Raw genomic sequence first — 24,578 nt, forward strand, 5'->3', positions numbered from 1 at the left:
TTGCGGGCTGCGGGGTGTCGCCGGTGGACCGGCTGGCCAAACCGCCGAACCTGTATTCAACAGGGCGCAATTACCAGGCGGAGCGGGTTCCAGAGGCGCAGCGCACGGTCGCGCCCAGGCTGCTCTATGTCACCAACCGGTCGCAGCGGTTGAATGGCGACGGTTCGGTCACTTACCTGGCGGAGCGGTCGGATTCGATGGCGTTCGGCACCGCAGAGGTGCAGTTCACACGGGTCGAGGACTGGCCGGAATTGGTGGCGCTGACCCATGCAAATACAAGCGGGCGGCTGCCGCGGCTGAAAGTGGCGGGGTTCCGCGACGGGATCCGGTTTTCCAAGACGCCGCTGCCGGCCGAGCGGCGCGGCGGCCGGGTGGTGACCGAGACGCAGGCGGAAAGAGATTATGCCGCCTATGCCGCAGAATTCCGCAAGGCGGTAGCGGCTGAGGTCCAGCGCGCGGGTAGCGGGCGTATTCTGCTGTTTGTGCACGGGTTCAACAATGATTTTGATGAGGCGCTGACCACCCTGGCCAATATCTGGCATTAGTCCGGGCAGCGTTCGGTGCCGATGGCGTTTTCCTGGCCTGCGGGCAGTTCCGGCCTGTTCAAATATTTCCGCGACCGGGAGGCAGGGGATTTTTCTGTTTTTCATCTGAAGGAAACGCTGGACTTGCTGGCCTCGGTTCCGGAGGTGGAGGATATCGACATCGTTGCCCATTCCCGCGGTTCGGATGTGGCGGCCACGGCGCTGCGGGAGCTGGTGATCCGCGAGCGCGGGCGGGGCGTGCGCCCCAAGATCACGCTGAAGACCGGCACGCTGGTGCTGGCGGCACCGGATCTGGATGTGGGCATTGTGCGGCAGCGGCTGATGAGCGAACGGGTCTTTGCGGCCTTTGAGCAGGTCAATGTGTACATCAACCCGGGTGATCAGGCGCTGGCCATTGCCTCGATCCTGACCCGGGAGGCGCGGTTCGGGCGGCTGGATGCGTCGGATTTCGCCCCCGGCGAGCTGGCCGCGCTGAAGAAGGTTGGGCTGGTGCATTTCATCCGGGTGGAAGGGGCAGGGGGCGCGGGCCATTCTTATTTCCGCGACAATCCCGGCGCGATGTCGGACATTGCGCTGGCGCTGCGCACGCGGGCGTTTCCGGGCGGCACGCTGCGGCCGCTGGAGCTGGATCACGACAATATCTGGACCCTGCATCCGGATTACCCGCTGGAGCGGTTGCCGGATCTGGATCTGGACTATGTTCAGGACCGCCGCTGAAGACCCGCAAGGCGGGCCTGCCTCCGGCGGGAGTATTTTGGCCCAGAAAGAAGCGTGTCTGCCGCCGGACTGCTGCTGACACGGAAAAGTCACTGGCCTGGCAGGCGGCTCCATTGTAGCTGGCATCTTATGCGATTGTTTCTGCTTGTCTCTCTCACCATGCTGGCCTTTGCCGCAAATTCGATCCTGGGCCGGGCCGCGGTTGGCGGCGGCTATATGGATGCCACGGGTTTCGGCCTGTGGCGGCTGGTGTCCGGGGCGCTGACCCTGGCGGCTTTGTGCTGGATCCGGGGGCTGGAGACCTGGAGCCGGGAGCGCATCCTGCGTCCTTCCAGCCTGTGGGGCGGAGCGGCGCTGACGTTGTATATGGCGGGATTTACCCTGGCGTATCAGGATCTTGATGCAGGACTGGGGGCGCTGGTTCTGTTCGGGGTGGTGCAGATATCCATGTTCCTATGGGGGGCTGTGCGCGGCAGCCGGCCAGGGCCGGCCCAGGCCGCCGGGGCTGTGGCGGCCTTTCTCGGGCTGGCCTATGTGGTCTGGCCTGCTCAAGGCACCGGAGTGCCATTAACCGCTTCATTGCTGATGGCCGCGAGCGGGCTGGGCTGGGGCATCTACAGTCTGCTGGGGCGCGGTGCGCAGGCGCCGCTGGTGTCCACGGCGGTGAATTTCGCCTGGTCCAGCGTGATGCTGCTGCCGGTTCTGCTGCTGGCGGGCGGCGGCACGGTGGTGAGCCTGCACGGGGTGTTTCTGGCCGTTTTGTCCGGTGCGGTGACCTCTGGGCTTGGGTATGCGCTGTGGTACCGGGTGCTGCCGCAACTGCTGCCAGCGGTGGCGGCCACCGTACAGCTGAGCGTGCCGGTGATTGCAATCCTTGCGGGAGCGGTGCTGCTGGGCGAGAGCGTCGGGCTGCGGCTGGTGTTGGGGTCGGTTGCGGTGCTGGGGGGGATTGCGCTGGTGGTGCTGGGCGGACCGGGGCAGGCCGCGCGGCAGGAGCCGGGCAAGGCCGGCTGAGGGGCTTTCACCACCCGCCGTTTGCGCTTATCTGATCCCCATGCGTATTGCGATGAAATCCCTGATAGCCGCTGCTGCGGCGCTGCTGCCGCCGCCCGCTGCGGCTGATTGTGTGATCCTGCTGCACGGGCTGGCCCGCAGCGAGGCGTCTTTTGTGGTGCTCGAGGAGGTCTTGCAGTCGCGCGGCTACAGCGTTGTGCGGCCCGGCTATGCCTCCACCGAGGAGACCATCCAGGTGCTGGCGGAGGAGACCTTGCCGCAGGCCTTTGCTGCCTGCGGCGAAGAGACAGCCCATGTGGTGACCCACTCGATGGGCGGTATCCTGCTGCGCTACTGGCTGCAGGGCAACCATCCGCAGAACCTGGGCCGGGTGGTGATGATGGGCCCGCCGAACCAGGGCAGCGAACTGGTGGATGAGCTGGGCGATTGGGAGGTTTTCGGCCTGCTGAACGGCCCTGCGGGCCTGCAGCTGGGAACCGGGGCAGAGAGTTTGCCGAAACAACTGCCGCCGGTTGATTTTCAACTGGGGGTAATTGCGGGCAGCGAGACGCTGAACCCGCTGTTCTCCGCCCTTATACCGGGGGCGGATGACGGCAAGGTCTCGGTCGCCAGCACCAAGGCGGATGGCATGGCGGCGCATCTGACGCTGCCGGTCACCCATACCTATATGATGAACAGCCCGCAGGTGATGGCGCAGACGCTGCATTTCCTGGAGGAAGGGCAGTTTGAACCGTCGCTGACCTGGCTGGCGGCGGTGGAAGAGATCATCGCTGAGGCTTGCCAGCTGAATGGCGGTTGCGCAGAGGCAGAGAAATGACATTGGAACTGACGCTGCAAGGCGGCGATGTGCTGCGCCCCGGCGGGTTGGAGCGCGGCGGCGAAATTGCCATCGCAGGCGGCCTGGTATCGGAGACAGCGGCGGGGCGCGCCGTGGACTTGACCGGCTATCTGGTGCTGCCGGGGATCGTAGATCTGCACGGCGACGGGTTTGAGCGCCATTTGGCGCCGCGCCGGGGCGCGATGAAGCAGATGGCCGAAGGGGTTGTGGCCGCCGAGGCAGAGCTGGCGGCCAATGGCATCACCACCGCGGTGCTGGCGCAGTTCTACTCCTGGGAAGGCGGCCTGCGCGGCCCGGAGTTTGCCGGTCAGGTGTTTGAGGGTATCAAAACGGTGCGCAGTTCTGTGGTGACCGATTTGCTGCCTCAGCTGCGGTTTGAGATCCACATGCTGGAGGATTACGCCGGGCTCGCCGCCAAAGTAGCAGAGTGGCAGGTGCCGTATGTGGTGCTCAACGATCACCTGCCGCATGAGCGGCTGGCGCAGGGCAAAAAACCGCCGCGCCTCACCGGCCAGGCGCTGAAGGCGGGGCGTAACCCGGAGGTTCACTGGCAGATGCTGAAGGACATGCACGCGCGCCGGGCTGAGGTGCCGGGCAGGCTGGATGCGCTGTGCCGCGAACTGACGGTGCTGGACGTGCGCCTTGGCAGCCATGACGACCAAACCGCCGAAGACCGCGCTGTCTGGCGCGGCCGCGGCGCCCGGATTGCCGAGTTTCCGGAAACGCTTGAGGCAGCCGAAGCAGCACGGGATGCAGGGGATCCGGTGATCCTCGGCTCGCCCAATGTGGTGCGCGGCGGCTCCCACAAGGGCAATGCCTCCGCCGTTGAGCTGATCGCCATGGGGCTGTGCGATGCGCTGGCTTCCGACTACCACTATCCCAGCCCGCGCCGGGCGGCGCTGATGTTGGAACGCTCGGGCCTGATGGATTTGAGCGGTGCCTGGCGGCTGGTATCGGACGGGCCTGCACAGGTGCTGGGACTGACCGACCGCGGGCTGCTGGAGACGGGCAAGAGGGCTGACCTAGTGGTGCTGGACAAGGAAACGCAGCGGGTGGCGGCGACACTGTCGGGTGGACGGGTCAGCTATATGTCGGGGGATGTTGCCGCCCGCTTCCTGGCCTGAGGGGGAGCGCCGCGCATCAGGCCGGATGGCCCTCTTTGCGGCGCGTGAAACCGGCGGGGCCGATTTCACCGGCCTGCCTTGCTGCCGGCGGATGCCCCGGATAGGGTGCAGCGGAAGACATTTCCTTTTGTGGATTTCTGCTGGCATGACCCGGAAATACGGACGCACCTTTCATCTGCCGCAATCGCCCGGCGCCGCCAGTGATGACAAGATCATGCTGGATACTTCTGCCCTGCTGGCCGAACCGGAGGTGATCATCACCGAGAAGATGGATGGGGAAAACACCACGATCCACAGCGGCGGCTGCCATCCGCGCAGCCCGGATGCGCGGTATCACCCGTCACGGGACTGGATGAAGGCCTTTGCCGCGGGCGTCTCGCCGGGCTTGGCGCAAAGGGAACGGATTGTCGGGGAGTATCTTTATGCACGCCATGCCATCGCCTACGAGGCACTGCCCAGTTATTTTCTGGGGTTCGCCTGGATCTTGGACGGAGTGATCCAGCCCTGGCAACAAACCCTGGTCCGGTTCGCAGATCTGGGGATTATGAGCGTGCCGGTGCTGTACTGCGGACCGCCATCCGCGCAGGTGCTGCACGAGACCATATACGGGTTGGATCTGGAGAGGCAGGAAGGCTGTGTGATCCGAACAGCCAGAAGTTTTTCCGAGGCGGACATGCGAAGGCTGCTGGCCAAATACGTTCGCGCGGATCATGTCCAGACTGATGTGCATTGGATGAACGCGGAAATCATCAGAAACGGTCTCATCTGAGACCGCCGCCTGCTTCTTTCTGGTCTTAAGTACTCCCGGGGTTTGGGGCAGCGCCCCAATCCTTCAGTCCTGCGCTTTCACCACCCGGTTCACATGACCCATCTTGCGGCCTGGCTTGGCCTCAAGCTTGCCGTAGAGATGGAGGGCGCAATCGGGTTCTTTCGCGAGCTCGGGGATGCGGTCCACATCATCTCCGATCAGGTTTTCCATCACCACGTCGGAATGCCGCTGGCCGTCGCCCAGCGGCCAGCCCGCGACGGCGCGGATGTGCTGTTCGAACTGGTCGACGGTGCAGCCGTTCTGGGTCCAGTGACCGGAATTGTGGACGCGCGGGGCGATCTCATTGACGATCAGGCCTTTGGGCGTGACGAACAGTTCCACCCCCAGAACGCCGACATAATCGAGCGCATTCAGGATCTTGCCCGCCATTAGCACCGCGTCCATACGCTGGCTTTTGCTGAGGCGCGCAGGCACGGTGGTGCTGTGCAGGATGCCGTCGCGGTGGACGTTCTCGCCGGGATCGAAACAGGCGATCTCACCGCTGATGCCGCGGGCGGCGATGACCGAGACCTCGTGGGTAAAAGTAACAAACCCTTCGAGGACCGAAGGCGCACCTGCCATGGCAGCGAGGGCTTCGGCAGCGTCTTCCGGTGCCTTGATGCGGGCCTGGCCCTTGCCGTCATAGCCGAAACGGCGGGTCTTCAGGATCGCGGGGGCGCCGGTCTCTGCCAGGGCGGCGTCGAGGCTGGCCTGATTACTGATGTCGGCAAATGGCGCGGTCTGGAGGCCGAGGTCCTGCAGGAAGTTTTTCTCGGTCAGCCGGTCCTGGCTGATACGCAAGGCTTCACGGCCCGGGCGGATCGGTTTGTGCGATTCCAGAATGTCAAGCGCGGAGGTGGGGATGTTCTCGAACTCATAGGTGATCACATCGACGCAAGCGGCAAAGGCGGCCAGGGCGGCGGCGTCCTCATATCCGGCGGTGGTCACCTGATCGGCGACATGGCCTGCGGGCGGGTTAAGCCCTGGTTCAAAGATATGGGTCTTGAAGCCAAGGCGGGAGGCTGCAACCGAGAGCATCCGGCCGAGCTGGCCGCCGCCGAGGATGCCGATTGTTGATCCGGGGGCAAGCACGTCAGTCATCGGAGGGTTCCTCGGGGATGGAGGCAGAGAGTGCCGCGCGCCAATCATCCAGGCGCCGGGCCAGGTCCGCGTCCTGCAGTGCCAGGATGCCTGCGGCCATCAGGCCTGCATTGGCGGCGCCTGCGGAGCCTATGGCCATGGTGGCAACCGGGAAGCCCTTGGGCATCTGCACGATGGAATACAACGAGTCGACGCCTGAAAGGGCGCGGGTCTGCACCGGCACGCCCACAACGGGGACGCGGGTTTTGGAGGCGACCATGCCGGGCAGATGGGCCGCACCGCCGGCACCTGCGATGATCACCTGCAAGCCGCGGTCCGCGGCGGATTTTCCGTAGCTCCACAGCCGGTCCGGGGTGCGGTGGGCGGAGACGATTTTGGCCTCATACTCAACACCCAGTTCATCCAGGATAGTGGCGGCTTCCTTCATGGTGGGCCAGTCGGATTGGCTGCCCATGATGATGCCTACTTTGATGTCGGCCATGGCTTGGTGGCTCCTGTCGCGGCTTGTGGAGCGCGCACTATAGGGAAACTGGGAATTGGCGCAATCCGGCTTGTCGCGGAAAACGGGCGGAATTGCCCTGTTTCAGTGGCTCTGGCGCTATGCCGCAGGCGGCAAGCTCCCGCCCGCGCGGGAATGCAGGCAAGCTGCACCGCCTTGCGGTTGGGCGTGGCGCCGCGCGGCGGCGCGGCGCGGGAGGCTTGTGCAGGGCCGGAACCGGGGGCAGGGTGGCGGCTGGAGCAGGGAGGATGCGATGCTGGAGCTACGACCCAATTGCGAGCTATGTGACAAGGATCTGCCACCGGATGCACCGGACGCGCGGATTTGCAGTTATGAGTGCACCTATTGCGCGGTTTGCGTGGAGCAGGTGCTGGACAATGTTTGCCCCACTTGCGGCGGCGGCTTAGCGCCGCGGCCGATCCGGCCCGGGAAGGCCTGGCGGGCAGAGCTGAAGCTGGGGCTTGGGAGCCATCCGGCCTCGACGGAACGGGTGCATACGAAGTTCACCCGCGAGGATATTGCCACGCATGTGGCAAGGATCCGGCATTTGAAACCGGAAGAGCGGTGAGCGGAGCCGCCGGGCAGGCGGCTCCGGTTGTTTTCGGGATCAGTCCCGCTGTTTCGGCAGGATCAGGTTCAGCGCGAGGCCGGCAACGCCGGAGAGGCCGATGCCCGCGAGGGTGAAGCCTTCGCCGAATTGCAGCGTCAGCCCGCCGAGGCCGATGATCAGCACTGTGGAGATGATCACCATGTTGCGCGCCTCAGAGAGGGCGTCGCCCAGCTTGGCCAGCACGCTGAGGCCGACCACGGTGACCATGCCGAAAAGCAGGATCATGATGCCGCCCATCACCGGCATCGGGATGGTGGCAAGCGCACCTGACAGCTTGCCCGCAAATGACAGCGCGATAGCGAAGATCGCCGCCCAGGTCATGATTGCCGGGTTGAAGGCACGGGTCAGGGTGACGGCGCCGGTGACCTCGGAATAGGTGGTATTGGGCGGGCCGCCTAAGATGCCCGCGGCGGCAGTGGCCAGACCGTCGCCCAGCATGGTGTTCTGGATGCCGGGTTTCTCCATGTAGTCGCGCTTGGTCACATTGGAGATCGCCATGATGTCGCCGAAATGTTCAATCGCGGGCGCAATGGCGACGGGCAGAATGAACAGGATGGCGGCCAGATTGAACTCGGGCGCGACGAAATCCGGGACCGCGAACCAGGCGGCGCTGGCCAGCGGAGCGGTATCCACCAGGGATTGCCCGGTGACGGCGCCGAGGATCAGCGCGGCACCATAGCCGGCAGCGACGCCGGCCAGGATCGGCACCACGCGCATGATCCCACGGCCCAGAATAGCGGTCAGCATGGTGGTGCCGAGGGCAACAGCTGCAAGCAGAAGGGCGGTGTTTTTCGGCATCACCTGGGTGTCGCCGGCCAGGCCGGTGGCCATGTTGACCGCCACCGGCGCCAGTGACAGGCCGATCACCATGATCACCGGGCCGACCACCACGGGCGGCAGCAGCCGGTGCATGAAGCCCGCGCCAAAGGCGCGGATGGCAAAGCTGAGCGCCACATACAGAAGGCCCGCCGCTGCCAGCCCGCCGGTGGTCGCCGCCATGCCCCAGGTCTGCACGCCGTAGATGATCGGCGCGATGAAGGCAAAAGACGACGCCAGAAACACCGGCACCTGGCCGCGGGTGACGACCTGGAAGATCAGCGTTCCAAGTCCTGCGGTGAACAGGGCGACGCTGGGGTCGAGCCCGGTCAAGAGCGGCACCAGCACCAGCGCGCCGAAGGCGACAAACAGCATCTGGGCGCCGGTCAGCGCCTGTTTCGGGGAGAATTTGTAGTCGGCGTCCTGGGCTTCAGACACCGGAGTGCGGTCGCTGGTGGCGGTCATGGTGATGCTCGTTCATTGGTTCAGCCGCTTGCGCGGGAGGCTCCGGAGTGGAGGCCGGGCACAAAATCCGGCTGCTGGTAAACGGAAAACCCGGCTTTGACCATCCGGTCAGACGAAGATTCCGCCAATCGCGGGCAAGGTGTCGCAACGGGGCCGGGAAAATGCCGGTTTTCTGCAAGCCGGATAACGGTCAGACCGGGCCTGCTGCACTTGGCTGCACTTGGCTGCACTTGGCTGCACTTGGCTGCATTTAATGGACCGCGACCTATGACCTTGGACAATGACCCTCTCCTGCAGCCGCTGCAAATCCGGCATCTGAGCCTGCGCAACCGGATCATGAGCACAGCCCATGCTCCGTCGTTCCAGGAGGGCGGCCATCCGCGCGACCGCTACCGGCTGTATCATGAGGAAAAGGCGCGGGGCGGCATTGCGCTGACGATGATCGGCGGCTCGACCAATATCGCGCCGGACAGCCCATCGGTCTTCGGGCAGCTCTATGCGGGCGATGACAGCATCATTCCGTGGTTCAAGGAACTGACCGATGGGGTGCGCAAGCATGGCGCGGCGGTGATGTGCCAGATCACCCATATGGGACGGCGCACCGCCTGGGATGACGGGCACTGGCTGCCGGTGCTGGGGCCGTCGGGGCGGCGGGAGCGGGCGCACCGGGCCTTTCCAAAGGTGATGGAGCAGGAGGATATCTCCCGTATAATCAACGATTTTGCCACCGCGGCACTGCGCTGCCGGGAAGGCGGGTTCGATGGGATTGAGCTGCTGTCGCATTCGCATCTGCTGGGGCAGTTCCTGTCGCCGCTGGTGAACACGCGCGAGGATGATTACGGCGGCTCGCTGGACAACCGGCTGCGGCTGACGCTGCAGGTCTTGGAGGCGGTGCGCGCGGCGGTGGGGCCGGATCTGATCCTGGGGATGCGGGTCACCGGCGATGAGCTGTCGGAAGGGGGCCTCAGCGCGGGTGAATGTATTGCTGCGGCGCAGAAAATTGCTGCGGCGGGTGCTGTGGATTTCCTGAACGTGCTTGCGGGCGCGCCTTATGATGATCTGGGGCTGGCCGGCTGGGTGGCGCCGATGGGGATGCCCGCGGCGCCGGATCTGAATGTGGCGGGGGCGATCCGCGCGGCGGTGGATCTGCCGGTGTTCCATGCCGGCGGCGTGGCCGATAATGCCACTGCCCGCCATGCCCTCCGCGAAGGCCAGGCCGATATGATCGGCATGACGCGGGCGCATATGGCCGACCCCCATCTGGTGGCAAAGCTGCAGCGCGGCGCGGAGGAGCAGATCCGTCCCTGCGTGGCACTGGGTTATTGCGTCGACCGGGTGAACCAGGGCAAGCCCGCGGTCTGCGGCCATAACGCCGCAACCGGGCGCGAGGCTGTGATGCCGCATGTGATCCCGCCTGCGCGGGAGCGGCGCAAGGTGGTGGTGGTCGGCGGCGGCCCGGCGGGGCTGGAGGCGGCACGGGTTGCGGCGGAGCGCGGCCACAGGGTGGTGCTGCTTGAGGCGAGCGGGCGGCTTGGCGGGCAAATCGTCTTGGCGGCCAAAGGCACGACCCGGCGCCAGATTTGGGGTGTAGCAGACTGGCTGATCTCGGAAGCGGAGCGGCTGGGCGTGGAGATGCGGCTGAACACTTACGCCGAGGCAGACGACGTGCTGGCCGAAAACCCGGACGCAGTGATCGTGGCGACCGGCGGCTGGCCGGAGCCACTGGAGATCCCCGGCGGTGATTTGATCACTTCCAGCTGGGAGGTGCTGGGCGGCGAGGCAAGGGTATCGGGCGCGGTTCTGCTGCTGGATGAATGCGGCGATCACGCCGCGCTGGTTGCGGCGGATGTGATGGCACGGGCGGGCTGTTCGGTCACGCTGGTGACGCCGGACCGGGTGGCGGCGCATGACTTGGGGCCAACCAATTCGGCGGTGGTGCTGCGTGATCTGGCGCGGCAGGGGGTGGCGCTGGAGTGCTTTCTTGAGGTGGTTTCCGTGGCCGCAGACGGGCGCCGCAAACGTATCACCCTGCGCCATGTCCTGACCGGGGAAGTGACCGAGCGGGTGGCGGATCATGTGGTCAGCGAACATGGTATCACTCCGGCGGATGATCTTTACCATGCGCTGAAGCCGCAGTCGCGCAACCTGGGTCAGTTGGACCACCAGGCAATGATTGCCGGAACCAGCCCTTTTGCCGCCATCAATCCGCAGGGCAGCTTCTGGCTGGCGCGGGCCGGTGATGCGGTGTCAGGGCGCAATATGCACGCCGCCATCTATGATGCGCTGAGACTCTGCAAGGATCTGTAATCTGCAATCAAGCGGAACCGCAGCGCGCCGTCAGGCGCGCTGCCACGCCCAACACCTTCCGGTGCAGCCGGCTGCGCGGAAAAGGGGGCGGGAGGCCCTGTCGAAACTGTTAAGGCACTGCGTTCTGCAGTTATGGCCCGGCGGTTTGGGCGCGGGCCTGCCTGGTGCCTGTGGCACTGTCAGGCGATAATATCCGGGGTCAGCCGGTCTTCGATCAAGGCGATCTTGTCCTTGAGGATGAGCTTTTGTTTCTTCAGGCGGCGGATTGTCAGCTGGTCGCTGGTCGGGCGCTCTTCCAGCGCGCCGATTGCTTCGTCCAAATCACGGTGCTGCCTGCGGAAAACCTCCAGCTCAACCTTGAGGACCTCATCTGTCTTCATCGACACATCTGTGGGTGCGTTCATTGGCGACTCAGTAAAGCTTAGGAATGAAGTGAGGCTGAAGATACTTCCTTAACTGCTTTTCCGCTAGACCTATGGGCACATGCTCTTGTGAAACCAGCAAGAACTTCCCATATTCTTCTGGAAGCGGCCGCCTGTTACGGGGCCGCGCGCATCCGTCGCTTTGGCATAAAGGACGAACACCGTGTCGAAACTTACCTTGGGCTCTTACCCGCATATGCTGGGGTTCGAGCAGCTGGAACGCCTGCTGGAACGCTCGGCGAAATCGGGCAACGAAGGCTATCCTCCCTATAATATCGAACAGACTTCCGACCATTCCTACCGCATCACCCTGGCCGTGGCCGGGTTCGCCGAAGAGGACCTGGCGATCACCGTCGAGGACCGCCAGCTGGTGATCCGCGGCCGCCAGCGCGATGACAGCGAGGGGCGGGTGTTCCTGCACCGCGGCATCGCGGCGCGCCAGTTTCAGCGCATGTACGTACTGGCTGATGGCGTCGAAGTGGGCGAGGCGGTGATGGAAAACGGGTTGCTGCATGTGGATCTGACCCGTGCCCGGCCCGAAACCGTGGTTCAGACAATCAACATCAAAAAGGGGTAAGAGCAATGCATACACCGTTTGATTTCAGCCAGGGCGCAGACCGGACCGTCTATGTAAAGGCGGTTGCGGTGGCAGATCTTCCCAAAGACGTGCAGGACAGCGCGGGCGGCCATGCGCAGCTTTATGCGGTGCATGACGCGGAAGGCGGCCAGCTGGCGCTGGTGGCCGACCGCCATCTGGCCTATGTGCTGGCCCGGCAGAACGACATGACACCGGTTTCGGTGCATTGACGTCCGGGTAGCCGGGGCGCATCCGCCCGAAAGCGCTTGATTTTCCCAACAGCAGGCTCCCATTTTGGGGGCCTGAATTGTTTTGAAGACACCAGGTTCAAGGAAGGCGCATTTGATGTTCCGAACAATCCGCCCGATCGCAGCTGCATTGGGATTTGCCCTGCTGGCCGCTCCCGCTGCTGCCGATCCGTTTGTCAAATGCGTGCAGGGGCAGCTGGCGGATCTGGGATATGATCCCGGCCGCCGTGACGGGGTGCTGTCGCAGGCCACACTGCGCGCCTGGACGTCCCTGCGGCAGATACCCGCCGCGGCAAAGGCCGGGCTTCTGGCGGGCCTGCCTGCGCTGACGCAGAAAACCGCGATCCATTGGTGCAGGGAGCTGCCGGCGCTGAAATCCGGGTTGGAAAAGCACCTGCCGTCAGCGGCGCAGGTCCGGGTTCTGGCAGATTCGCCAAACGCGGAAAAAGGCGTCCGGCAGGCCTATGAACGGACCCTGCGGTTCATGGACAGGGAATACGGTATCGTACTAGCCGGCAATATCGGCATCGCCGCTGCAGGAAATACCAAGACGGTTCAAACCTATGTGCGCCGTCTGCTCAGCCAGATGTCCAGCGCCCGGTTCAACCCGGATGCATCTATTGCCGCCCATTGCAACAAACCCTTTGGCGTCGCGGGGGCGGCCTATCTGAAATTCATGTATATCTGCTGGGACAATCCGCATCAGGCGGACAAGGCCTGGCTTAAGCGCTCGCGCAAATGGCTGGGGGCAATGATGGCGCATGAATACATGCATCTGGTGCAGGCGGAACTGGGCGGTGGCCGTGCAGAAGGGTTCAACGGTGCGGCGGTGCGGCGCCGGATGGGGCCCTCCTGGCTGGTGGAGGGCAGCGCCGAGCTGGTGGCGGCGCGATTTGGCAAGAAGGCCTTGCGCCTGCGCGCGCCGGGTCTGTCCGAGCTGCAGGATGCGTCCCTGAAATCGACGCAAAACCTAAAGGCAATGCGGGCACCTAGGACGGTCCGTACCGAAGGCGACTATGACTTTTCGCATTTTGCAGTGCATATTCTGACCCGGATACATGGCGAGGATGCCCTGTTTGGGTTCTGGAGGCAGCTTAGCACCGGCAAGAGCTGGGATCAGGCATTTCAGGATACATTCGGCACCGGCTTGAGCGCATTCGAGGCGCAGGTCATGGAACTGCGCAAGACACCGGGGGCTGCAAAGGCCTATATTGCGCAAATGCGGCGGAGGAACGCGTGATGACAGACTTCAATTTTGACTGGGTGGATGCCTTCTCGGGCCGCGCTTTTGGCGGCAATGGCTGCGCGGTGGTGCATGGGGCGGCACATCTGCCCGAGTCTGTCTGCACCGCTTTCGTGCGGGAGACCTCGCTGGTGGAATGCACGTTCACTGGCCCGTCCGACGCGGCGGATGTGAAGGTGCGGTATTTCCTGGCCAGCCGCGAAATCCCCTTTGCCGGTCATCCGACAATTGCGACGGTGGCGGCGATGCGGGACCGGGGGCTGATCGCCGGGGACAGCATCACGCTGGAAACCGGGGCGGGGATTGTGCCGGTGACGCTGGAGGATGATCTGATTTCGATGACCCAGGTGGCGCCTGAATTCGGCCCCTTTGCCGATCCCGCGCTGGTGGCGGCGGCGGTGTCGCTGCCGGTAGAGGCGATCATGGGCCGCCCGCAGAAGGTTTCGACCGGGCTGCCGTTCTGCGTGACGGTCCTGCGCGACCGCGCGGCCCTGGAGGCGGCAGAGCTGAACCTGGAGGCGCTGGCAGCGCTGGGCAATTCCCTGGGTGCCGATGGCATCGACATGATGGAGCCGTTTCTGGTGGTGCTGGAGGGCGCGACAGAGGCCGGTGATACGTTTTCGCGCCTGCTTATGGCGCCGCCGAGCCCGCCGGAGGACCCTTTTACCGGCTCCGCGACCGGCGCCATGGCGTCGTATCTGTGGCGCCACGGGCTGATGGAAAGGTCTGAGTTTACCGCCGAGCAGGGCCATGGCCTTGGCCGTCCCGGCCAGGCACGGGTGGTGCGGATCGGGTCTGCGGATGCGATTGAGGGCGTGCAGGTGGCGGGCGAAGGCTTTGTGCTGATGCGCGGCACGGTGGATTTGCCGGACACCGTTTAGGTTTCAGGGGATCTGCAGGCGCTTCCTGGCGGATCCAGCTGCGGGTCCGGCGCCATGATGGCACGGCGGCGGCCATGGCCCTGCGGGGCGGGCAGCAAGCGCTTTTCCTTTACCGAATTTTAGAGGCGCATGGCGGATAGTCTCAAAAAACCGCATTTGCCTCAAAATAGGGAAAGTAAGAATTGCTTCAAAATCAGACGCCCCAACCGCCTCAATTGCGCCGGCATCCGGACACAAAAGAAGCAGAGAGGCTGGTCCGGCTGGCAAAATCCGAATCCCTGGGCGACGGCGGCATCCGGACATCGCATATCCTATCGGACGCGCTGGCGGCAGACCCCTGCCACCACGAAGCGCAGGTGCTGCAGGAGCGGCTGCATCAGGCGTTTGTGCCCCGCTGGCATTTCCCGATGCTTGCGGACAAGGCCCGCAACCGGGCCTATGCCCAGGCCATCGCGGCCAAGGTGCGGCCGGGGGATGTGGTGCTGGATATCGGCTGCGGTGCGGGTCTTACGGCAATGCTGGCAGCACGGGCCGGGGCAAAACATGTCTACACCTGCGAGCAGCAGCCGCTGATTGCCAGGGCAGCGGAGCAGGTTATCGCGGATAACGGGCTGAGCAGCCGGATCACGGTCATTCCGAAATGGTCCCACGATATTGTCATAGGCGAGGATATGCCGGAGCAAGCGGATGTGGTGATCTCAGAGATCGTCGATACTGTATTGCTGGGTGAGGGGGCGCTGGCGACACTGACCCATGCCATGGGCGCGCTGGCCAAACCGGATGCGCGGGCGGTGCCTGAACGGGGAACGTTGAAAGCGCAACCGGTAGAATGCAGCGGGCTGCTGGATCTGTGGCGGCCGCAGGAGGCGGAAGGGTTTGATCTGAGCGCCTTTCACCCCTTTGCCCGCGTTGCCCAGCTGACGCCGAATGATCTGGAAACCTGTGCGCTGCGGCCTTTGGGGACGGCAAAGGACCTGTTTCAATTTGATTTCACCCGGCCGGACATTAACCCGGCGCGGGCCGCCAAAGATCTCGTCTGTGCCGGCGCCGGCACCATCCATGCGGTCTTTGTCAGTTTTGAAATGGAACTGGCCCCCGGCATTTTGGTATCAAACGGTTTGCAGTCCGGCGGCCATTGGGGGCGGACGGCGTTTCTGCTGGATCAGCCGGTGTTTGCGGAGGCCGGCGCGCAGTTGCGGGTGACCGCGCAGCATGACGCGTCGCAGCTGAGCCTGTCGGTGCACGGGTTGGCACCCCGCGCCGGGGATGCGGAATCTGCTGCCCTGTGGGTGACCGGGGCACGCAAGGGCGGGTACACTCTGCGCGTCCGCGACCGGATAACCCCAGCGGAAAGTGCGGTCCAGGCTCCGCAGATTGCTAAAGGTTCCGGCAATCAGGCGCAGTCTTACCACTAAGCAGGCTGACGAGAAACGGAAGCGGCCCGCCAAAGGGCGGGCCGCTTTCTTGTTTCTTCAGGCTGTCCGGATCAGCCGGAGATCAGACCCATGCTTTCCAGCTTCAAGAGCACCTGGTGGGCGCAGTTGTCGACGTCGACATTTTCAGTCTCAACCGACAGCTCGGGGTTCTGCGGCACGTCGTAGGGGTCGGAAATGCCGGTGAACTCCTTGATCTTGCCTTCACGCGCCAGCTTGTACAGGCCCTTGCGGTCGCGGCGTTCGCACTCCTCGATCGTGGTGGCAACATGCACTTCGACAAAGGCGCCGAAGGCTTCGACGTCTTCGCGCACGGCGCGGCGGGTGGTGGCATAAGGCGCGATCGGGGCACAGATTGCGATGCCGCCGTTCTTGGTGATCTCAGACGCCACATAACCGATGCGGCGGATGTTGAGATCGCGGTGCTCTTTCGAGAAGCCCAGCTCGGAGCTGAGGTTTTTCCGCACAATGTCGCCATCCAGCAGGGTCACCGGGCGGCCGCCCATTTCCATCAGCTTGACCATCAGCGCGTTGGCAATAGTGGATTTGCCGGAACCGGAGAAGCCGGTGAAGAACACGGTGAAACCCTGCTTGGAGCGCGGCGGCTTGGTGCGGCGCAGTTCCTTCACAACCTCGGGGAAGGAGAACCACTCGGGGATTTCCAGGCCTTCGGCCAGACGGCGGCGCAGTTCGGTGCCGGAGATGTTCAGGATGGTGACGTTGTCGCGATCTGCAATCTCGTCGTTCGGCTCGTACTGGGCGCGCTCCTGCACATAGACCATGTGCTTGAAATCGACCATTTCGCAGCCGATTTCGGACTGGTTGGCGCGGTACAGCTCCTGGGCATCATAGGGACCGTAGAAGTCTTCGCCAGCCGAGTTCTTGCCCGGGCCTGCGTGGTCGCGGCCAACGATGAAGTGGGTGCAGCCGTGATTGGCGCGGATCAGGCCGTGCCAGACAGCTTCGCGCGGGCCGGCCATGCGCATGGCCAGGTTCAGCAGCGACATCGAGGTGGTGGCAGCCGGATATTTGTCCAGCACGGCCTCGTAGCAGCGTACGCGGGTGAAGTGATCCACATCGCCCGGTTTGGTCATGCCGACAACCGGGTGGATCAGCAGGTTGGCCTGGGCTTCCTTGGCGGCGCGGAAGGTCAGCTCCTGGTGGGCGCGGTGCAGCGGGTTGCGGGTCTGGAACGCAACCACTTTGCGCCAGCCGACTTTGCGGAAATAGGCGCGCAGCTCGTTCGGGGTGTCGCGGCGGCCGCGGAAGTCATAATGCACGGGCTGCTGGATGCCGGTGACCGGACCGCCGAGGTAGATCTTGCCGGCCTGGTTGTGCAGGTAGTTGACAGCCGGGTGCGCATCGTCGTCGGCGCCAAACACCTTCTCCGCTTCGCGCGATTTGTTCGGCTCCCAGCGGTCGGTGACGGTCATGGTGCCCAGGATCACGCCTTCCTGGTCGCGCAGGGCGATGTCCTGGCCGATTTCGATGCTGCCGGCAAAGTCTTCGGACACATCCAGGGTGACCGGCATCGGCCACAGAGAGCCGTCGGCCAGGCGCATGTTCTCGACAACACCGTTATAGTCGTCTTCCGACAGGAACCCTTTGAGCGGGTTAAAACCGCCGTTCATCAGAAGTTCCAGGTCGCAGATCTGGCGCGGGGACAGGTCCCAGCTGGTCAGGCCGGCTGCTTCGACCTTCAGTTTCTGCGCGCTTTCGTAGGAAACATAGAGCTCTGGGATGGGAGCCAGGTTGCTTTGCATAGGATGAGTCCTGTGTTTGAGAGGGGGAAGGCCGCTTGCCGCGCCTGTAAGTTCCGCGTGCAGCGCGTTGTATTCTGCGAGCTTGCGGGCGAGGAATTGATCGGTGAGACGCATTTTTTCCACCGCGCCCCGGGTGGTCAGTGAGTAGGCAAACCGCTGGCGCTTGTCGGGGCCGGAACGGCTGCTGATGGTGATCAGGCCGGATTCGGCGGCACTGCGCAATTGCGTGTTCAGCCCGCCTAGCGAAATCCCCAGCGCCGCAGCCGTGGCCCGCTGCGAAGCATCCGGCGCCGCATCAAGCTGGCGCAGGAGCCGGAAGAGCAGATCTTCCTCGTCAGGGGTGGATATGGTCTGGGTTTCTGGCACGGCTCAACGGATCAAAGTGTGTTCACGCGTGAACGCATTGCATGGATTGTCAGCAAAGCAAAGTGCAAATTCCGAAGGATTGGCGATTTTCTGCTGCGTTGTTTTGCTGCAACGGGGCAGGGCGGACGGCAGGTTATCCGCCTTGGGCGGGCTGATGCGGGCCGCCTGTCCGGCAGGGCAGACAGTGAGGGACAGGTGTTTTGCGCAGGCTGCGGCCGGCTTAACGCTGTTCTGCGGCCAGGGTCCGCGGCAGGGCAGCAGCAAAGGCCACGGGCAGGGCCTGAAGCGGTTCGGCAACGCCGCGCAGCTCAAAGGCTTCAACCGCCAGATGATCCGAGTCGTACCCGGCGGCTTCCAGCACGCGGGCTGATATCAGCAGCTCGACGCCCAGATCCTTGGTCTTGGCCTCCAGCCGGCTGGCGGTGTTGACGCTGCCGCCGATGATGGTGCGCGGCGCATGGCCGGCGCTGCCGATTTCGCCCAGAACCAGCTCGCCCAGATGGATGCCGATACCAATGCGGATCTCGGGTTCGCCATCTGCTGCCAGCTGGGCGTTGAAGTCCTGCAGCGCATGGCCGATGGCGGTGGCGGCGTCCAATGCGGCCTGGGCCGAGCGGGCGGGGGAGCGGGCTTCGAACAAAGCCAGCAGGCCGTCGCCAAGGTATTTGTCCACGGTGCCGCCGGCGCCGGTGACGGCGGGCACGATGGCGTCAAAGAAGCGATTGAGCAAGAACACCACGTCATAGGGCAGCTGGCCGGCGGTGCGGGCGGTAAAGCCGCGCATGTCCAAAAACAGAATGGCAAGCTGCTGTTCACTGCCCTGGCTGGCATGGGCGCGGCCCTTTTGCCCGTCGGGGCGGAACATGCGGGTGACGGTCAGCGGCGCCTCTGGCCGGATCTGGCAGGCCAGCCGCATGTTGGCGGGGGCTTTGACCCGTTCCAGGCTGCGGGCCTCGGGCGGGGCGGGCGGCGGCAGGTGATCGCCGCCTTCGTCCACCACCACCCGGCAGGTGGTGCAGCGCCCCTTGCCGCCGCAGAGCGAGGTATGCTGGACCCCGTTGGCCTGGGACATCTGCAGCAGGGTCATGCCGCGTTCGGCGCGGATTTCGGGACCGAAGGCATAGCGGATCTGCACCGCCCGGCGGCGCCGCAGCAGCCGGGCCAGCAGATGGGCCGCCGATGTCAGTCCCAAAAGGATGAGGAAACCGGTGAACCAGCGGCTGTCGGCCTGGACCAGTTCGGCAAAACCCTCGCGGCTGGGCCAGTTGAAATCCGCCATCAATCCGGCGCGCCGGCTGCCTTCGGTAAACAGCTCATAGATGCGGCGGCCTTCGGTCAGAAGACCCGCCAGGGCAAAGCCGGGAATAAAGACCGCCAGCCCGGCCATCCAGGGGATCAGCGGCCGCCACCAGCGGGTCAGGCGCAGCCAGTAGTGCAGGCCCATGCAGCCGTGGATCCATACCGCCAGCAGCAGTGCGCTTTGCTGCCAAACCTCAGGGGAGGCCCACATCAGCACGATTTGATAAGGGTATTCATCGTTGACGCCGTAGATTTCATGCGCATAGCGGGTGAACACCAGATGGCTGAGCAGCTGCAGCGGGATCAGCAGGCCCAGCAGGGTTTGCAACCCCTCGCCAAGGTGCATCCTAAGGCTGCGGCGGCGGGCCAGGTTCCACAAGGCAAGGCCCGCGTGCAGGATCAGCGAGGCATAAAGGATCAGGCTGCCAGCCAGGCTGCGGGTGATCAGCTGGCGGATGTCCTGGAAGTCATCCATCCATTCGGGCGACAACAGTCCAAGGCCGATGTTTATGAAATGGAAGAAGGCATAGGTAAGCAGCACCAGCCCGGTGACAATCCGGGTGCGGCTGATCCAATTGCCTTGCCAGAGTGCGCTTGCCACCCCGGTCCTCCTGTTTCGCGGTTTCCGGGGTGCAGACTGCGGCGGGCAGGCGCGCCGGTCAAGGCAGCACCGCGTTTACACCGGGGGCCGGTCTGCCAGCAGGCGGCTTTCCTTTTGTTTCAAAACCCTGCGGGCGGCAGGGTAGCCGCTGCCTCCGGCCAGTGCGAGATCGGGGAACAGCGTCAGGATCTCGTGTCTCGCGGCGGCACCGCCGCCGTCCAGAAGCTGGCTGCCGGGCTGGAAGCTTTCGGTCCAGAGACCGTTTGAGAACACCGCCTGATGGCGCTCGAACAGCAGGTGCACATAAGTGGTTCGGGCGACCAGCTGCCTGGCGACGCCCGGATGCGCCTGCAGGTGGGCGGCGGCAGAGAGCACCTCCGGCTCTTCGAACAGCATCTGGCAGGCGGCGCCTTTCAGCAGCAGCCGGTGCTGCGGCGAGATCCAAAGATCCTGGGCAGGCTGGCCGGGGCCAAAGGCATCGGCTGCAACCCGCACCGGCTGCAGATGCGGGCAGGCCTGCATCCAGTCAGGCCCGATCCGGCGGATGCCAACCCAAAGAACCGGTTGAAAACCATTGTCGCGGGTCAGCACCCGGTCGCCGGGGCGCAACCGTTCCACCGGGCGCAGGCCCTGGTCGGTGCAGATGGCGGTGCCGGTCACGAAACAAGGCACGAAACTGTCGTATTGGGAGGTGCCGGTATTGCTGCCGGAGGTTTTCTGGTACCGCGCGCCGTCCTTCAGCGGGGTATCGGTGGAAAACCCCCAAACATCCTGCGTGACGCCGTTCCGGGAAAACACGGTGATGGTGATGACCGGGCCGAACGGATTGCCGCCGGCATCAAGCTGTTGCACGTAGTGGTGCGATTCGGCCTCGACCGGGGTGCCGCTGGCCACCATGGATCCGCCATCGACGATGGTATGGCCGCCTGACTGGTCATCCTCCATCGTATCAGCATCGCCGGCAGTGTCGTCGAGAGTGACCTGTTCGATGGCGTAGCTGGAATCATAGATGAAAACCGTGCCAACGGGGGTGTCCGAATTGTTGATGATCGAGCTGCCCGGCGTCATATGGGGGGAGCCGTCATCGACGGTAAAAGCGTCTGCATTGAACGCGCTTAAAGTTCGTATCGCCATTTCGGCCCCCCGGCAGAACGATCTGAGGTGCAGTCGCTTTCGCGAGGGTTTTGCGGTGTTTTGTCTAATGCCGGGTTAAGGCGCCGCAGAAAGGCAGATGAATTTTTCGATGCCTGTTTGGCTAAGTGCGGTCACGTGTGAAATGCTGTTTTAGTCATGCATTTCAGAGGTTTGTTCGCTTGATTATGGCCTGCGGCGAACCGGCGCAGGCGACCGCGCCGCATGGCCGCGCCGGGCCTGCGGTCCTTACTGCCGGCCAAAGGTAAAGCTAAACGGGTTGGCTGAGTTTCAGCCTTCCGCGGGCAGGCTCAGCCCTCCAGCCCCCAGCCGTCCGGTGCGAACCCGTGGGACAGCGCAGCGCGGGTGGCCACTTCCTCGCCGATCCAGATGCCGGTGGCGGAAATGATCTGCTCCGGCAGGGTGGCGATCAGGCAGGGGGTGCCGTCTTCGGTGTTCTCTGCGCTGACCCAGCTGCAGCTGTAGCCCTCGCGGCTGAGTTCTTCGGCCAGGGGCTGCCAGTCAGCGCCGTCGCGGGCGGGGACAAAGAAGTAATCAACGTCCGCCGCCTCGGGCAGGCCGTGTTCGGCCCGCAGATCGTTGAACGCCGCAACAGTTCCGGCCCGCTGGGTTTCGAAATCATGCGGCATCCGGGCCTACTCCTGCTCAGCCAGGAAGCGTTCGGCGTCCAGTGCTGCCATGCAGCCCATGCCGGCTGAAGTGACCGCCTGGCGGTACTTGTGGTCGGTGAGGTCGCCAGCGGCAAAGATGCCGGCAATCGAGGTTTCAGTCGAGCCGGGTTTGACCTGGACATAGCCGCCGTTGTGCAGCTCCAGCACGTCCTTGACCAGCTCATTGGCGGGGGCGTGGCCGATGGCGACAAAGACGCCTTTGCAGGGGATTTCCTTTAACTCGCCGGTTTGCACGTTCTTGACCACGATGCCCTCAACCCCCAGCGGGTTTTCGGTGCCCACGACCTCTTCCAGGGTGTGGAACCACAGCGGTTCAATCTTGTCGTTCTTCATCAGGCGGTCGATCAGGATCTTCTCGGCGCGCAGCTCGTCGCGGCGGTGGATCAGGGTCACCTTGGAGGCGAAATTGGTCAGAAACAGCGCCTCTTCCACGGCGGTGTTGCCGCCGCCGATCACCACGATCTCCTGACCGCGGTAGAAAAAGCCGTCGCAGGTGGCGCAGGCGGAGACGCCGAAACCTTTGAATTTTTCTTCCGATTCCAGACCCAGCCATTTGGCACGGGCACCTGTCGCCAGGATCACCGCATCGGCAGTGAAGGTTGTGCCGCTGTCGGCCTTGGCCACAAACGGGCGCGCGGACGTATCGAGCGAGGTGATATAGTCGCCGATGACCTCGCAGCCCATCGCCTGGGCGTGCTCCTGCATCTTGATCATCAGGTCGGGGCCCTGCACCTCGGTGAAGCCGGGGTAATTCTCGACCTCAGTGGTGGTGGTCAGCTGGCCGCCGGGCTCAATGCCCTGAACCAGAACCGGTTCCAGCATGGCACGGGCGGCATAGACCCCTGCGGTATAGCCTGCAGGCCCGGAGCCGATGATCAGAACCTTGGTGTGGCGCGTCTCGCTCATGTGTGTTCCCCACGTAATGCAGCCTGGCGGGCGTGCCGCCGTCAGACACTGCATATAGCGGCAGGGACCGCGGGCTTAAACCCCCAAGGCTTAGCATGCGGCGGGGTGCAAATCTGCCGGGGAGGCGCGCATTGCGGCTTGCGCCTTTGGGGTGCAAAGAATATTGCGCGGCGATGAAACATTATTGCGCGGCCCGGCGGCGGTGCTATAAGAAACGCAAATTCCACAGGAGCATTGAACATGGTCACAACCCGCCTTGATCCGATTGATCGCAAGATTCTGTCGGAGCTTCAGGCCGATGGGCGGATGACCAATGTGGAGCTGGCCAAGCGGGTCGGCATTTCTGCGCCACCCTGTCTGCGCCGCGTGCGCGCATTGGAGGAGGCCGGTCTGATTCACGGCTACCACGCCGATGTGAATTCCCGCGAGCTGGGGTTCGAGGTGCAGGTCTTTGCCATGGTGGGGCTGGAAAGCCAGGCCGAGGTGGAGCTGAGCGCCTTTGAGGAGAAATGCCGCAGCTGGCCCTTGGTGCGCGAGTGCCACATGCTGAACGGCGAGGTGGATTTCATCCTGAAATGCGTCTCACCGGATCTCAGCACCTTCCAAAGCTTCCTGACCGGCGATCTGCTGACCACGCCGAATGTGGCCAGCGTCAAGACCTCGCTGGTGATCCGCGGCGCCAAGGATGAACCGGGTGTGCCGTTTGAGGTGCTGGAAGAGCGGCTGGCCCGCGAGGCATAAGGTGCGAACACGCAGCGGTCTGACATGAAAAGCCGGGCAGCAGCGTGCCCGGCTTTGTTGTGTATTGCGGGGCCGTCAGGTGCCCCTTCAGCTTACAGAACGGCCGGGCTGGATCTGTTGCTGCCGGCCCTGGAATAAGCCAGCGGGCCAAAGTCCCGGATGCTGTCGGCATGGGCAAACATGTTCAGAAACAGTGTCTTGATCGCGTAACTGGCCAGTTTCAGCGCATCCGGTCCCGGATGGTAGGTCTCAAATTCCAGCCCGCCGATGGTGATTGCCGCGTGACGCGGCAGGCAGAGGTGGTACATGTCCACCGGCGTCGGCGGAGCGGTTTCAAAGATGCTCATTCCGTCCTGGAACTCCGCAACAGGGGTCAGCAGCTGTCCGCTGTCCGCGCTCTGCAGGTGCGGCGGGGTGCGCAGCAGCCGTGCCGCAGGTCCGGCAACTAGGCTGGAAGCCGGTTTTTGCAGGCCCAGGCTGTCTGCCATGAAGCTGGTCAGGCGGTGGCTGCGGCCGCGGCTTCCGGGGCGTGCGGGCAGAATGCTGGTGTGGCCGATCCAGACAAGCGGCTGGCTGCCGCCGCCGCTGGTCAGGATGTCATCGCCGGGCAACAGGTCTTCGATGGCAACCGGGCCGTTGGCGGTTTCCACCAATGAGCCGCGGGAAAATGCGCAAAAGGCGTCTTCGAACAGCGGCAGGGCAGGCGCAATGTGGCGGGTTTCGGAAATCGCACCGCTGGGCAGGAGGCTGCTGACCTCATAGCGCCGCAATTGCGGCTTGGTTGCACTTCGCAGCGCCGCCGGATCCTGCAGGAACGCATTGGCTTCAATTGCATTGGCTGCAGCTTTCTGCAGCGAGTGGGCGATGGTCATGCTGCCACCTTTCCTTTCAAACTGCCCGTTTGCATCGGCCCCCACCGGCAACACAGACGTGCTTGAACGTTATGTATGTGCTCTAAATGGCGGGATTTAATTCTAATTGTCAAAAAATCTGAAGCAAACTGGTTAACATCAGGCCGGTCCTGACACCGTTGCGGGCGGGTTCCGGCGGCAAGCCGGAACGGAGTTAAGACGATTCGGCTAAGGAAGCGTCAAGCGGCCGCCGGCGTTTGCTTAGACCGGTTGGGTGCCCTGACGGCGGCTGACCGGGCTGGCGCGTTTGCGCCAGGGGACGCCGCCGGCAGGGCACCCGTCCCCGGCGTTAACCCAGTTTCTGCTTTGCGGCCCGGCTGCGGGGCTGGCTGCAAGTCTGGCCATCGCGGCGGCGCGCGGCGGCCCAAGGCAGAGTCACGGTCTCGCTCTTGGCGGAGCGGATGATGGAGGCAATAAAACGCTTGTTCATCTTCATGGTCTGGTCTGTCCTTCGCCCGGCAGCCGGCCTGGATGCGGGGCGGCTGCTGCTAGTGTTGTTCTGACCTTTTTATGAGTAACC

At 64.0% G+C, this 24,578-nt stretch carries 23 protein-coding genes and 1 pseudogene; 13 read left to right on the forward strand and 11 right to left on the reverse strand.

Annotated features, from left to right (window positions below; all coding sequences use genetic code 11):
- The first annotated feature begins 197 nt into the window (after window positions 1-197).
- The 5 genes and pseudogenes from ETW24_RS06050 (at window position 198) to ETW24_RS06070 (ending at window position 5,007) form a co-directional block, all read left to right on the forward strand.
- A pseudogene (locus ETW24_RS06050) lies at window positions 198-1,262 on the forward strand (alpha/beta hydrolase).
- A 129-nt stretch (window positions 1,263-1,391) separates the two neighbouring features.
- On the forward strand, window positions 1,392-2,276 hold the full coding sequence (locus tag ETW24_RS06055) for a DMT family transporter (protein ID WP_129370199.1): 885 nt from the start codon (window positions 1,392-1,394) through the stop codon (window positions 2,274-2,276).
- 52 nt (window positions 2,277-2,328) lie between these two features.
- Complete coding sequence (locus ETW24_RS06060; protein WP_205877368.1) at window positions 2,329-3,093, forward strand: alpha/beta fold hydrolase; 765 nt, start codon at window positions 2,329-2,331, stop codon at window positions 3,091-3,093.
- Window positions 3,090-4,238, forward strand: coding sequence for an alpha-D-ribose 1-methylphosphonate 5-triphosphate diphosphatase (locus ETW24_RS06065; protein ID WP_129370201.1), 1,149 nt, complete (start codon window positions 3,090-3,092; stop codon window positions 4,236-4,238). The genes ETW24_RS06060 and ETW24_RS06065 overlap by 4 nt, the downstream gene beginning before the upstream one ends.
- Before the next feature lie 145 nt (window positions 4,239-4,383).
- The gene (locus tag ETW24_RS06070; protein WP_129370202.1) at window positions 4,384-5,007 is read left to right on the forward strand and encodes an RNA ligase family protein; all 624 of its coding nucleotides are present in this window, start codon (window positions 4,384-4,386) and stop codon (window positions 5,005-5,007) included.
- Between the two features lie 63 nt (window positions 5,008-5,070).
- Here the strand turns inward: ETW24_RS06070 and ETW24_RS06075 are convergent, their stop codons facing one another.
- Window positions 5,071-6,147 carry a 5-(carboxyamino)imidazole ribonucleotide synthase gene (locus ETW24_RS06075; protein WP_129370203.1) on the reverse strand — a complete coding sequence of 359 codons (1,077 nt, stop codon included), beginning with the start codon at window positions 6,145-6,147 and terminating at the stop codon, window positions 5,071-5,073.
- Entirely contained in the window at window positions 6,140-6,628 is a 489-nt protein-coding gene (gene purE / locus ETW24_RS06080; protein ID WP_129370204.1) for a 5-(carboxyamino)imidazole ribonucleotide mutase, read from the reverse strand. Before purE ends, ETW24_RS06075 begins: the two co-directional genes overlap by 8 nt.
- A gap of 271 nt (window positions 6,629-6,899) precedes the next feature.
- Between purE and ETW24_RS06085 the strand changes: the two genes are divergently transcribed.
- Window positions 6,900-7,214 (forward strand): DUF1272 domain-containing protein, encoded by a 315-nt coding sequence (locus ETW24_RS06085; RefSeq protein WP_129370205.1) that lies wholly within the window; start codon window positions 6,900-6,902, stop codon window positions 7,212-7,214.
- A 39-nt stretch (window positions 7,215-7,253) separates the two neighbouring features.
- Here ETW24_RS06085 and ETW24_RS06090 read toward each other — a convergent pair whose 3' ends face one another.
- On the reverse strand, window positions 7,254-8,537 hold the full coding sequence (locus tag ETW24_RS06090) for a uracil-xanthine permease family protein (protein WP_129370206.1): 1,284 nt from the start codon (window positions 8,535-8,537) through the stop codon (window positions 7,254-7,256).
- A gap of 267 nt (window positions 8,538-8,804) precedes the next feature.
- On the opposite strand from ETW24_RS06090, the gene ETW24_RS06095 reads away from it, so the two are divergent.
- Window positions 8,805-10,844, forward strand: a complete 2,040-nt coding sequence (locus tag ETW24_RS06095) for an NADH:flavin oxidoreductase (RefSeq protein WP_129370207.1) — start codon at window positions 8,805-8,807, stop codon at window positions 10,842-10,844.
- A gap of 179 nt (window positions 10,845-11,023) precedes the next feature.
- Here ETW24_RS06095 and ETW24_RS06100 read toward each other — a convergent pair whose 3' ends face one another.
- Window positions 11,024-11,248 carry a YdcH family protein gene (locus ETW24_RS06100; RefSeq protein WP_129370208.1) on the reverse strand — a complete coding sequence of 75 codons (225 nt, stop codon included), beginning with the start codon at window positions 11,246-11,248 and terminating at the stop codon, window positions 11,024-11,026.
- A gap of 181 nt (window positions 11,249-11,429) precedes the next feature.
- On the opposite strand from ETW24_RS06100, the gene ETW24_RS06105 reads away from it, so the two are divergent.
- The 5 genes from ETW24_RS06105 (at window position 11,430) to ETW24_RS06125 (ending at window position 15,630) form a co-directional block, all read left to right on the forward strand.
- Entirely contained in the window at window positions 11,430-11,843 is a 414-nt protein-coding gene (locus ETW24_RS06105) for an Hsp20 family protein (RefSeq protein ID WP_205877370.1), read from the forward strand.
- Window positions 11,844-11,848: 5 nt separating this feature from the next.
- Window positions 11,849-12,073 (forward strand): DUF1150 family protein, encoded by a 225-nt coding sequence (locus ETW24_RS06110; protein WP_129370209.1) that lies wholly within the window; start codon window positions 11,849-11,851, stop codon window positions 12,071-12,073.
- A 115-nt stretch (window positions 12,074-12,188) separates the two neighbouring features.
- On the forward strand, window positions 12,189-13,331 hold the full coding sequence (locus tag ETW24_RS06115) for a hypothetical protein (RefSeq protein ID WP_129370210.1): 1,143 nt from the start codon (window positions 12,189-12,191) through the stop codon (window positions 13,329-13,331).
- Window positions 13,331-14,215 (forward strand): PhzF family phenazine biosynthesis protein, encoded by an 885-nt coding sequence (locus tag ETW24_RS06120; RefSeq protein ID WP_129370211.1) that lies wholly within the window; start codon window positions 13,331-13,333, stop codon window positions 14,213-14,215. Before ETW24_RS06115 ends, ETW24_RS06120 begins: the two co-directional genes overlap by 1 nt.
- A 182-nt stretch (window positions 14,216-14,397) precedes the next feature.
- Window positions 14,398-15,630 carry a 50S ribosomal protein L11 methyltransferase gene (locus ETW24_RS06125; RefSeq protein WP_129370212.1) on the forward strand — a complete coding sequence of 411 codons (1,233 nt, stop codon included), beginning with the start codon at window positions 14,398-14,400 and terminating at the stop codon, window positions 15,628-15,630.
- A gap of 71 nt (window positions 15,631-15,701) precedes the next feature.
- Here ETW24_RS06125 and ETW24_RS06130 read toward each other — a convergent pair whose 3' ends face one another.
- The 5 genes from ETW24_RS06130 to trxB all read right to left on the reverse strand — a co-directional run bounded on the left by ETW24_RS06130 (window position 15,702) and on the right by trxB (window position 22,406).
- Entirely contained in the window at window positions 15,702-17,777 is a 2,076-nt protein-coding gene (locus ETW24_RS06130) for a bifunctional sulfate adenylyltransferase/adenylylsulfate kinase (protein ID WP_129370213.1), read from the reverse strand.
- 220 nt (window positions 17,778-17,997) lie between these two features.
- The gene (locus tag ETW24_RS06135) at window positions 17,998-19,677 is read right to left on the reverse strand and encodes an adenylate/guanylate cyclase domain-containing protein (protein ID WP_129370214.1); all 1,680 of its coding nucleotides are present in this window, start codon (window positions 19,675-19,677) and stop codon (window positions 17,998-18,000) included.
- Window positions 19,678-19,752: 75 nt separating this feature from the next.
- The gene (locus ETW24_RS06140; RefSeq protein WP_129370215.1) at window positions 19,753-20,811 is read right to left on the reverse strand and encodes a Hint domain-containing protein; all 1,059 of its coding nucleotides are present in this window, start codon (window positions 20,809-20,811) and stop codon (window positions 19,753-19,755) included.
- Between the two features lie 308 nt (window positions 20,812-21,119).
- Window positions 21,120-21,458 (reverse strand): ribonuclease E inhibitor RraB, encoded by a 339-nt coding sequence (locus ETW24_RS06145; protein ID WP_129370216.1) that lies wholly within the window; start codon window positions 21,456-21,458, stop codon window positions 21,120-21,122.
- A 6-nt stretch (window positions 21,459-21,464) separates the two neighbouring features.
- Window positions 21,465-22,406 carry a thioredoxin-disulfide reductase gene (gene trxB, locus ETW24_RS06150; protein WP_129370217.1) on the reverse strand — a complete coding sequence of 314 codons (942 nt, stop codon included), beginning with the start codon at window positions 22,404-22,406 and terminating at the stop codon, window positions 21,465-21,467.
- A 240-nt stretch (window positions 22,407-22,646) separates the two neighbouring features.
- Here trxB and ETW24_RS06155 point away from each other — a divergent pair, with 240 nt between their 5' ends.
- Window positions 22,647-23,147 (forward strand): Lrp/AsnC family transcriptional regulator, encoded by a 501-nt coding sequence (locus tag ETW24_RS06155; RefSeq protein WP_027258143.1) that lies wholly within the window; start codon window positions 22,647-22,649, stop codon window positions 23,145-23,147.
- Window positions 23,148-23,239: 92 nt separating this feature from the next.
- Here the strand turns inward: ETW24_RS06155 and ETW24_RS06160 are convergent, their stop codons facing one another.
- Both ETW24_RS06160 and ETW24_RS24200 read right to left on the reverse strand, forming a co-directional pair.
- The gene (locus ETW24_RS06160) at window positions 23,240-24,019 is read right to left on the reverse strand and encodes a Hint domain-containing protein (protein WP_129370218.1); all 780 of its coding nucleotides are present in this window, start codon (window positions 24,017-24,019) and stop codon (window positions 23,240-23,242) included.
- A gap of 328 nt (window positions 24,020-24,347) precedes the next feature.
- Window positions 24,348-24,494: a hypothetical protein gene (locus ETW24_RS24200; RefSeq protein WP_164982704.1), complete on the reverse strand. Its 147-nt coding sequence runs from the start codon at window positions 24,492-24,494 to the stop codon at window positions 24,348-24,350.
- Window positions 24,495-24,578: the final 84 nt, after the last annotated feature.

This window comes from Leisingera sp. NJS204, assembly GCF_004123675.1.
Classification (GTDB): domain Bacteria; phylum Pseudomonadota; class Alphaproteobacteria; order Rhodobacterales; family Rhodobacteraceae; genus Leisingera.